9 protein-coding genes and 4 tRNA genes are annotated in these 9498 nt (G+C 69.2%); 3 read left to right on the forward strand and 10 right to left on the reverse strand.

Features of this window, described 5'->3' with window-relative positions; genetic code table 11:
- Positions 1–58 precede the first annotated feature (58 nt).
- The 10 genes from pdxS to ACFXGJ_RS22725 all read right to left on the reverse strand — a co-directional run bounded on the left by pdxS (position 59) and on the right by ACFXGJ_RS22725 (position 8869).
- Positions 59–973: a pyridoxal 5'-phosphate synthase lyase subunit PdxS gene (pdxS, locus tag ACFXGJ_RS22680; RefSeq protein WP_378423892.1), complete on the reverse strand. Its 915-nt coding sequence runs from the start codon at positions 971–973 to the stop codon at positions 59–61.
- A gap of 66 nt (positions 974–1039) precedes the next feature.
- Positions 1040–2095: an NUDIX domain-containing protein gene (locus ACFXGJ_RS22685; RefSeq protein ID WP_378625160.1), complete on the reverse strand. Its 1056-nt coding sequence runs from the start codon at positions 2093–2095 to the stop codon at positions 1040–1042.
- Positions 2092–3222, reverse strand: coding sequence for a glycosyltransferase family 4 protein (locus tag ACFXGJ_RS22690; RefSeq protein ID WP_378625162.1), 1131 nt, complete (start codon positions 3220–3222; stop codon positions 2092–2094). The genes ACFXGJ_RS22685 and ACFXGJ_RS22690 overlap by 4 nt, the downstream gene beginning before the upstream one ends.
- A complete protein-coding gene (locus tag ACFXGJ_RS22695) occupies positions 3223–4143 on the reverse strand; it encodes a phosphatidylinositol mannoside acyltransferase (RefSeq protein ID WP_378625164.1) in 921 nt (306 codons plus the stop codon).
- On the reverse strand, positions 4140–4811 hold the full coding sequence (gene pgsA / locus ACFXGJ_RS22700) for a phosphatidylinositol phosphate synthase (protein WP_378625166.1): 672 nt from the start codon (positions 4809–4811) through the stop codon (positions 4140–4142). The genes ACFXGJ_RS22695 and pgsA overlap by 4 nt, the downstream gene beginning before the upstream one ends.
- Positions 4812–5372 carry an HIT family protein gene (locus ACFXGJ_RS22705; protein ID WP_378625168.1) on the reverse strand — a complete coding sequence of 187 codons (561 nt, stop codon included), beginning with the start codon at positions 5370–5372 and terminating at the stop codon, positions 4812–4814.
- Positions 5369–7420, reverse strand: a complete 2052-nt coding sequence (thrS, locus tag ACFXGJ_RS22710) for a threonine--tRNA ligase (protein ID WP_378625172.1) — start codon at positions 7418–7420, stop codon at positions 5369–5371. The genes ACFXGJ_RS22705 and thrS overlap by 4 nt, the downstream gene beginning before the upstream one ends.
- Positions 7421–7508: 88 nt before the next feature.
- Entirely contained in the window at positions 7509–8234 is a 726-nt protein-coding gene (locus ACFXGJ_RS22715) for a hypothetical protein (protein ID WP_378625175.1), read from the reverse strand.
- A complete protein-coding gene (locus ACFXGJ_RS22720) occupies positions 8231–8734 on the reverse strand; it encodes a DNA-deoxyinosine glycosylase (RefSeq protein ID WP_378625178.1) in 504 nt (167 codons plus the stop codon). The genes ACFXGJ_RS22715 and ACFXGJ_RS22720 overlap by 4 nt, the downstream gene beginning before the upstream one ends.
- A 63-nt stretch (positions 8735–8797) precedes the next feature.
- Positions 8798–8869, reverse strand: a tRNA-Val gene (locus ACFXGJ_RS22725).
- A 339-nt stretch (positions 8870–9208) separates the two neighbouring features.
- On the opposite strand from ACFXGJ_RS22725, the gene ACFXGJ_RS22730 reads away from it, so the two are divergent.
- The 3 genes from ACFXGJ_RS22730 to ACFXGJ_RS22740 all read left to right on the forward strand — a co-directional run bounded on the left by ACFXGJ_RS22730 (position 9209) and on the right by ACFXGJ_RS22740 (position 9466).
- Positions 9209–9281 (forward strand) — tRNA-Gly (locus ACFXGJ_RS22730).
- 23 nt (positions 9282–9304) lie between these two features.
- Positions 9305–9375 (forward strand) — tRNA-Cys (locus ACFXGJ_RS22735).
- Positions 9376–9391: 16 nt separating this feature from the next.
- Positions 9392–9466: transfer RNA gene (locus ACFXGJ_RS22740), tRNA-Val, on the forward strand.
- The last annotated feature ends 32 nt before the right edge of the window (positions 9467–9498 follow it).

Genomic DNA, 9498 nt, shown 5'->3' on the forward strand with positions numbered 1-9498 from the left:
GAACAAACACAGGCGCCACCGCGGAAGCGGTGGCGCCTGTGCGCTCAGTACGTTCGAGTCACCAGCCGCGCTCGGCGAGGCGGTGCGGCTGCGGGATCTCGTCGACGTTGATGCCGACCATCGCCTCGCCGAGGCCGCGCGAGACCTTCGCCAGCACGTCCGGGTCGTCGAAGAAGGTGGTGGCCTTCACGATCGCGGCGGCCCGCTCCGCCGGGTTGCCCGACTTGAAGATGCCCGAACCGACGAACACGCCCTCGGCGCCGAGCTGCATCATCATCGCCGCGTCGGCCGGGGTGGCGATGCCACCCGCGGTGAACAGCGTGACCGGCAGCTTGCCCTCCTTCGCGATCTCGACGACCAGCTCGTACGGCGCCTGCAGCTCCTTGGCCGCGACGTACAGCTCGTCCTCGCTCATCGACCCGAGGCGGCGGATCTCCGCGCCGAGAGTGCGCATGTGCGTGGTCGCGTTCGAGACGTCACCGGTGCCGGCCTCGCCCTTGGACCGAATCATGGCCGCGCCCTCGGTGATTCGACGCAGCGCCTCGCCGAGGTTGGTGGCACCGCAGACGAACGGGACGGTGAACTTCCACTTGTCGATGTGGTTCGCGTAGTCGGCCGGGGTGAGCACCTCGGACTCGTCGATGTAGTCGACGCCGAGGGACTGCAGGATCTGCGCCTCCACGAAGTGACCGATGCGAGCCTTGGCCATCACCGGGATCGACACCGCGGAGATGATGCCGTCGATCATGTCGGGATCCGACATGCGCGAGACGCCGCCCTGCGCACGGATGTCCGCGGGGACCCGCTCGAGGGCCATGACGGCGACGGCGCCGGCGTCCTCGGCGATCTTCGCCTGGTCGGGGGTGACGACGTCCATGATGACGCCGCCCTTGAGCATCTCGGCCATCCCCCTCTTGACGCGGGCGGTGCCGGTGGTGGGGGCGGTATCAGGGGTGCTCACGGCAAACTCCATCAGTAGAGACCTGTACGGGGAACTCTTTCAATTCTAGGACGAGGCGGCGCGCCGCCGATCGACCGGTCAGCGAATGGAGCGGACCTCGGGCTCGACGCGCCGCGCGACGACCACCTTCGCCTCGTCGACCAGGTCTGGCAGGTCCTCGGGATACACCGTCTCGCCGGACCCGGCGATCGCCCGCATGTCGGCGGCCGTGCACCAGCGGTGCCCGGTGATCGCTCGGCGCTCGAGTTCGGTGAAACCGTTGCGCTGCGGTTCGAACCCGTTGGTCTGCAACGCGAAGAACAGTTCCTCGGAGCGGATCAGGTCGCCGTCGTACGGGAACACCGCCACTCGACGCCACATCGGCCCACGCAGGTCCGCAGCATCGACGGAAAGACCGGTCTCCTCACGAATCTCGCGTACCGCCGCGTCCCGCAGGCTCTCCCCCCGCTCCACCCCGCCGCCGATGGTGAACCAGAAATGGACGTCCGGGATCTGCGGATCGTGACCACGCAGCAGCAGGACCCGTCCACGGTCGTCGATCAGGACCACGCGCGAGGAGGTGCGCATCTCGTCGACGTCGAGCCCGGCCCCCGCGGACGGTGTGGTCCGCTCGGCGATCTCGAAGTACGTCGGCAGCGGCGCGGTGCCGCCCAGATGCAGCCAGCGCACCGGTCGGCGGGTGCGCAGCGCCAAGGTGTCCCGGACGGCGTCGTTGTGGAACCGGCGGGCGATCAGCACCCGAGCCTCGGAGTCGGCGAGTTCCGCGACCAGCTGCGGCGCGAGCGCCACCGGCGGCACCGCGGACAGCGCCGCGGACAGCGCGTTCTCCGCGGTCTCGCGGTGCGCGCGATCCGCCCGCTCGGCCTGATCAGCCAACGCGGCCAGTCGCTTTCCGTCCGTCTGCACTGCGGGCGCGGTACCGAACGCGTACCCGGTCGGCACCAACGCCGCCGCGACCGCCCGCGCGACAACCGCGCGCCGCGCCAGGGAGGCGTCCAGCGACTGCCAAGACAGGTCCGAGCGCACGTGCAGCCGGTCGAGCCGGTTGGCAGTGCCGTAGGCCCAGACACCGATCGCCACGACCAGCGCGGCTACCAGCGCGAGAACGAGGATCGTGGTGGCGGAGAAGGTCACGACCGCGCCTCCACCCGCACGCCCTGCGCACCGACCGTCACCGTCTCGTAGACGCGCAGAATCTGTTCCGCGACGACCGGCCAGTCGTACTCGGCGACCACCTCGGTGGCGGTGTCGATCAGCGCCCGCCTGCGATCGGGATCGCTGAGCAGGGCGTCGAGCGCGCCGGCGAGGGCGTCCGAGTCCCCGACCGGTACGAGCATGCCCGCGGTGCCGTCCCGCAGCACGCGACGGAACGCGTCGAGTTCGCTCGCCACCACCGGGGTGCGGGCGGCCATCGCCTCGACGAGCACGATGCCGAAACTCTCGCCGCCGAGGTTCGGCGCGCAGTACACGTCCGCACTGCGCAGCGCGGACGCCTTCTCCTCGTCGGTGACCTGACCGAGCAGTCGCAGGTGTTTCGCGTAGCGGCCGGCGTCCTTGCGAAGTTTGTCCTCGTCCCCGCGCCCGACCACCAGCACCTCGAGCTCGGGGTGCCGTGCGACCAGCGTGGGCAACGCGTCGAGCAGCACAGCCATCCCCTTGCGGGGTTCGTCGTACCGACCGAGGAACAGCACGGTGCCACCCGCGCGCGGATACCCCTCCAGCGCGGCGGCGCTCACGAACGCCGAGACGTCGACTCCGTTCGGGATCTCGACGGCGTCGGAGCCGAGCGATTCCACCTGCCAGCGCCGGGCCAGTTCCGAGACCGCGATGCGTCCGCTGATCTTCTCCAGGTAGGGCTGCAGCACGCCCTGAAAGGTGCTCAGCACCAACGACTTCGTGGTCGAGGTGTGGAAGGTCGCGACGATCGGCCCCTCGGCGATCTTCATCGCCAGCATGGACAGGCTGGGCGCGTTCGGCTCGTGGATGTGCAGCACGTCGAAGTCGTTCTCGGCGATCCACCGGCGCACCCGCGCGTAGGACACCGGTCCGAAGGTCAGCCGGGCCACCGAGCCGTTGTACGGGATCGCCACCGCGCGACCGGCGGACACGACGAAGTCCGGCAGCTCGGTGCCCTCCGAGGCCGGCGCAAGCACGCTCACCCGGTGGCCGCGTTCGATGAGCACCTGCGCGAGCTCGACGACGTGGGCCTGGACACCGCCCGGTACGTCGAACGAGTACGGGCAGACCATGCCGATCTTCATCTACGACTCCATTCGCGCGAGCCGTGCCTGCGACAGGTCGGCCCGCCACAGGGGCTGCAGCATGTGCCAGTCCGCCGGGTGCGCCGCGATGTTCACGGCGAACCGGTCCGCCAGCGCCTGGGTGGCAGGCCCGATCCCGCCGGAGGTGTCGATCGGCGGATCGACCTGGAAGCCCCAGTCCTCGCCGTCGAAGTAGCAGTGCACCGGGAGCAGCGCGGCGCCGGTGTCGATGGCGAGCTTCGCGGGCCCGGCAGGCATCCGCGTCGGTTCACCGAAGAACGTCACGGGTACACCGCGTTTGGCGAGATCGCGCTCGCCGAGCAGGCACACCACCTGATTCTCGCGGAGCCGAGCGGCCAGCTGCTCGAACGGCGGCGCCTCTCCCCCGCTCAGCGGGAAGATCTCGAAGCCGAGGCTCTCCCGGTACGCGACGAATCGCTGATACAGCGATTCGGGCTTGAGCCGCTCGGCGACGGTGGCGAACCGGCCGTGCCGCTGCACCAGCCACACGCCCGCCATGTCCCAGTTCCCGCTGTGCGGCAGCGCGAGGACCACCCCGCGCCCCGCGGCGAGGCCGGCCTCCAGATTCTCCTGGCCGTGCACGCGCGAGTCGAGGCGTCGGCCGAGTTCGACCTGGTCCATCGACGGCAGCCGGAACGCCTCCCGCCAGTACCTCGCATAGGAGCGCAGCGATGCCCGGACGAGCTCGTCGGGCACCTGGTCGGCCGGCACGCCGACCACGCGGGCGAGGTTGCGGCGCAGCTGATCCGGGCCGCCGCCGCGCCTCGCGGCGAAATCTGCGCCGGCATCGAAGAGACCGGTGGCGACCCGCTCGGGCAGCGCCCGGACCAGCCGCCAGCCGGCGGCGTAGCCGAGGTCGGTGACGCGTTCGGCCCATGTCGTGTGCGGTGCCCGGCTCACGAAGTCGGATCCTCTCCCGCGGGCGCGGCCGTCGGCAGCAATTCCCGCGCGCCGGGCGAGTTGCGCACCGCCAGCACCCGCTGGAAGACCGTGATCACACTCGCCACGGCGAGGACCCACATCGCCAGGTAGACGGCCCATTCGAGCCACCCGATGCCGAAATGTCCGGCGATTCCGGTCAGGCCGGCGCCGACCAGGACGATGATCAGCCGGTCCGGCCGCTCGATCAGACCCCCGTCGGCCGAGAGCCCGCTCGCCTCGGCCCTGGCCTTCGCGTACGAGATCACCTGCGAGGTGACGAGGCAGATCAGCGTCGCGATCAGCAGCGACTTGCTGTTCTCGTGGTAGATCGCCCACCAGGCGAGTCCGGCGAAGATTGCGCCGTCGGCGATTCGGTCGCAGGTCGCGTCGAGGACTGCGCCGTAGCGGGTTCCACCGCCCCTCGCCCGTGCCATCGCCCCGTCCAGCATGTCGAACATGACGAAGAACCAGATGAGTATCGTGCCCCAGAACAGATGCCCGGACGGGAAGAGCGTCACCGCGCCCGCGACGCTGGCGACGGTGCCGAACACCGTCACCGCGTCGGGGGTCAGGCCGGTCTTCACGAGCGCCCGGCCCAACGGCGCGGTCGCCTTCGAGACCGAGGCACGCCCGAGAATGCTCAGCACCTACCGGCCCCCGTCTTCCCAGGCGGCCGACAGCAGCGCCCGAGTCTCGCGCAGCAACTGCGGCATCACCTTCGCGCCACCGACCACCGTGATGAAGTTCGCGTCGCCACCCCATCGCGGGACGATGTGCTGATGCAGGTGCTCCGCGAGCGAACCACCAGCCGCCGCACCGAGATTGAGCCCGACGTTGAACCCGTCCGGCCGCGACACACGCTTGATCACGCGGATCGCCTGCTGGGTGAAGGCCATCAGCTCACCCGACTCCTCCGGCGTGAGGTCCTCGAGCGCCGCGACCCGCCGGTACGGCACCACCATCATGTGCCCCGGGTTGTACGGGTACAGGTTGAGCACCGCGTACACGTGGTCGCCGCGCGCGACGATCAGGCCTTCCTCGTCGCTCATCTTCGGGATCGCCGTGAACGGCCCCTCACCGGCCTCGGCGGCCTTCGGCGTCTCGGCGATGTAGGACATCCGATGCGGCGACCACAGCCGCTGCAGCCGGTCCGGGTCGCCGGGACCGGTGTCCACCAACGACTCCGGGGGCGTGGCGTCCTCGGTCATTGCAGACCGCCGAGCAGTTCGGCCGTGGGCGAGGCGTTCTCGCGCCGCGCGATCCAGCCGGTGATCGCCTCGACCGCGGCGTCCACCGGAATGCCGTTGATCTGGGTTCCGTCGCGGAACCGGAAGCTCACCGCGCCGGCCTCGACGTCCCGCTCGCCGGCGAGCAGCATGAACGGCACCTTCTGGGTGGTGTGGTTGCGGATCTTCTTCTGCATCCGGTCGTCGCTGACGTCGACCTCGGCGCGCACCCCCGCCGATTTCAGCTTGCCGACCACGTCGAACAGGTGCGCCTCGAAGGCCTCGGCGACGGGGATGCCCACGACCTGCACCGGCGCCAGCCACGCCGGGAACGCGCCGGCGTAGTGCTCGGTGAGCACACCGAAGAACCGTTCGATGGACCCGAACAGGGCGCGGTGGATCATCACCGGCTGGTGCTTGGCACCGTCGGACCCGGTGTACTCGAGCTCGAAGCGCTCGGGCTGGTTGAAGTCGAGCTGGATGGTCGACATCTGCCAGCTGCGCCCCAGCGCGTCCTGCACCTGCACGGAAATCTTGGGGCCGTAGAACGCGGCGCCGCCCGGGTCCGGGATCAGGGTCAGGCCGGACGCCTCGGCGACCTCGGCGAGGGTGTTGGTCGCTTCTTCCCAGGTCGCGTCGTCGCCGACGTACTTGTCGGGGTTCTTGGTGGACAGCTCGAGGTAATAGTCGTCGAGGCCGTAGTCCTTGAGCAAGCCGAGCACGAAGTTCAGCGTGCGGGTGAGCTCGTCACGCATGTCCTCGCGCGTGGTGTAGATGTGCGCGTCGTCCTGGGTCATGCCACGCACACGGGTCAGACCGTGCACGACACCGGACTTCTCGTAGCGGTAGACCGAGCCGAACTCGAACAGCCGCAGCGGAAGTTCCCGGTACGAACGCCCGCGGGTGCGGAAGATCAGATTGTGCATCGGGCAGTTCATCGGCTTGAGGAAGTATTCCTGGCCCGGCTTGCGCACGGTGCCGTCCTCGTTCAGTTCCTCGTCGATGTGCATCGCCGGGAACATGCCGTCCCGGTACCAGTCCAGGTGCCCGGAGACCTCGTACAGGTGCCCCTTGGTGATGTGCGGGGTGTTGACGAACTCGTACCCCTCCTCGACATGCCGCTGACGCGAGTAGTTCTCCATCTCCTGGCGGATGATGCCGCCCTTGGGGTGGAACACCGGCAGTCCGGAGCCGAGTTCGTCGGGGAAGCTGAACAAGTCAAGCTCGGCACCGACCTTGCGGTGGTCCCGCCGCTCGGCCTCGGCCAGCAGTTCCATGTGCTTGTCGAGCGCCTCGGACGACTCCCAGGCGGTGCCGTAGATGCGCTGCAGGTCCTCGCGATTCTGGTCACCGCGCCAGTAGGCGGCCGAGCTACGGGTCAGCTTGAACGCCGGAATGTGCTTGGTGGTGGGGATGTGCGGGCCGCGGCACAGGTCGCCCCAGATCCGCTCTCCCGTGCGCGGGTCGAGGTTGTCGTAGATGGTGAGCTCGTTGCCGCCGACCTCCATGACCTCGGGGTCGTCGATTCCCGACTTGTCGTCGATGAGCTCGAGCTTGAACGGCTCGTTCGCGAGTTCCACCCGCGCGTCCTCGATGTTCTCCACCACGCGACGCGAAAAGCGTTGTGAGCCCTTGACGATCTGCTTCATCCGCTTCTCGAGGCGGGTCAGATCCTCGGGGGTGAACGGCTCGGCGACCCGGAAGTCGTAGTAGAAGCCGTCCTTGATCGGCGGGCCGATGCCCAGCTTGGCGGCCGGGAACTCGGCCTGCACGGCCTGCGCCAGCACGTGCGCGCAGGAGTGCCGGATCACCATGCGGCCGTCCGCGGTGTCGGCCGCGACGGCCTCCACCTCCACGTCGTCTTCGGGAATCCACGACAGGTCCTTGAGGTTGCCCTCGGCGTCGCGAACGACGACGATCGCGTCGGCGCCCTTGCCGGTCAGCCCGGCCTCGCGAACCGCCGTGCCGGCGGTAGTCCCCGCATGCACCCGGACGCGGGCGGCTGGGGCTACTGATGCAGGCGTGGTCACGGCGATGTGCTCCTCGATGTGTGTGCCGACCGGGATCGGCGCGGCGATGAGCCCTCATGCTATCGGCACCCCGATCGAATCACCCCGCTCACCCGAGCAGCGCGGCCAACCTCGCCGACCGGACCTCCGGCCGCTGACGGGGACAGCTGGTGCACTTGGCCCGTTCGCCCGCCTCGATGTCGCCGGGCGCGGCGACCACCGGGGAAAGGTAGATCAGGCAGCACGAGGATCGGCGCAGGAATCTCCTGCTGCCCGGTGCGGGCACCGAATCCACGGCAGCCGCGACCGAGCCGTGCGGAGCGACGTCGACGAAACGCGGCCGGGGCATCGGCGGCCCGATCAACTCGGCCAGCGCGGCCGCGAGGGCGCTGCCCGCTGCGGGACTGCCCAGCGCGGTGCCCGCGTCGAGGCCGCGGTTGGCGAGGGAGTCGGCGGCAACGGCCCACAGCGATCGCGCGGCGGGGCCACCCAGTTCCGCGAGCGCGTCGACGATCGCCCCGATCGACTCACGCAGCCCGTCCGCCAACGGTTCCGGGCCGCGGACCGTCGCGCGGGAGCGGACCGAGTCGAGCGATCCGTCGGGGCGCGCGGTGCAGACGAGCTCCGTCAGACGTGGATCTGGCGCAGTGCCGCTCGCCAGCAGAGCCGCGACCGGCGGGGCGAGCAGCGCCGAGCTCGTCGAATACCACCAGAGGGTTCCGGCGACGCGGTCGTCCTCGCAGGCCCAGGCGCGCCGGGTGTCCGCGATCCGGTCGGCGAGCCACCGCCGATCCACCAGCGCGACGCCGTCGAACTCGGCGGCGGGATCGGTCATCCGTTGACGAGAGCCCGCCACGCCTCGACCTTCTTCAGCACCGGCGTCGCCGCGTTCGCGGGACTTGTCGACGGCAGCCTGGTCAGTTGGACGTCGGCGGGGTGCAGTCCCGCGGACACCACCGTCCGCCGGTAGACCGCCTCGGCCTTGGCGCCGTTGAAGAACACCCGGCTGATCTCGCGATGGCCGGCGAACAGAGCGGCGAAGTCGTTCGCCACCTCGGTGGCCGGATCGATGCTCGAGTCCAGGCTGCCGGGTCGCCGACAGGCCTTGAGCACGTCCCAGAGTGCGACGCCGCGAGCCTGCAGCCGGTGCACACGCACCCGGTACGGGTGTGGCGGTCCGGCGTCGAACAGTGCACCCATGATCGGCCAGAAGCTGTTGCGCGGATTGGCGTAGTACTTGCCCGCGACCAGCGAAGGAACGCCTGGCATGGAACCGAGGATGAGTGTCTGCGCGTTCTCGTCGATCACGGCGGGAAATCCCTGAACCACGGTCATGGGGCTTCATTAGACAACAAAAAGGCCGCCCCGAGAACCCTCGGTGACGGCCTTTTCGATCTGTGGTCCCGGCTGGGATCGAACCAGCGACCTTCCCGGTGTGAACGGGACGCTCTTCCACTGAGCCACGGGACCGAGCCGCGCATCAAACCCTCGCGGCCGAACGAGGAGGAACATTAACACGCTCCGCGACCGGAGGAAAACCTGCAGGTCATCCCGCCTGTCGGGGCCGAGACAGCGTGAGGTCACCTGATTCCCGGCCACCATCCCGGGCCACCCTCACGAGAAACGGCCGCCCGCACGAGAAAGGGGCTTGGCGCCGCGATCCGGGGCCCAGAGGCAGATCGAATCCCGCGCGGATCCGGGCGATTCGCGCCGAACGCGGGCGATGACCAGCGGATTTGTTACTGCACACGGCGTCGGCTAGTGTTTCATCTCGCACCACGGAGGCAGCAACGCCTTCGGATGTGCGATGCGGACGTGGCGCAGCTGGTAGCGCACAACCTTGCCAAGGTTGGGGTCGCGGGTTCGAATCCCGTCGTCCGCTCGAGAGGTTGGACTCAACCTTGCGGTGGAGTGGCCGAGTGGTGAGGCAACGGCCTGCAAAGCCGTGCACACGGGTTCGATTCCCGTCTCCACCTCTCATGTAGTGCACCTGCGCGATTAGCTCAGCGGGAGAGCGCTTCCCTGACACGGAAGAGGTCACTGGTTCAATCCCAGTATCGCGCACCATATTTCGAAAGCCGGTACACCCACGGGTGTAC

The sequence above is a fragment of the Rhodococcus sp. NPDC059234 genome, from assembly GCF_042754225.1.
GTDB lineage: Bacteria > Actinomycetota > Actinomycetes > Mycobacteriales > Mycobacteriaceae > Rhodococcus_G.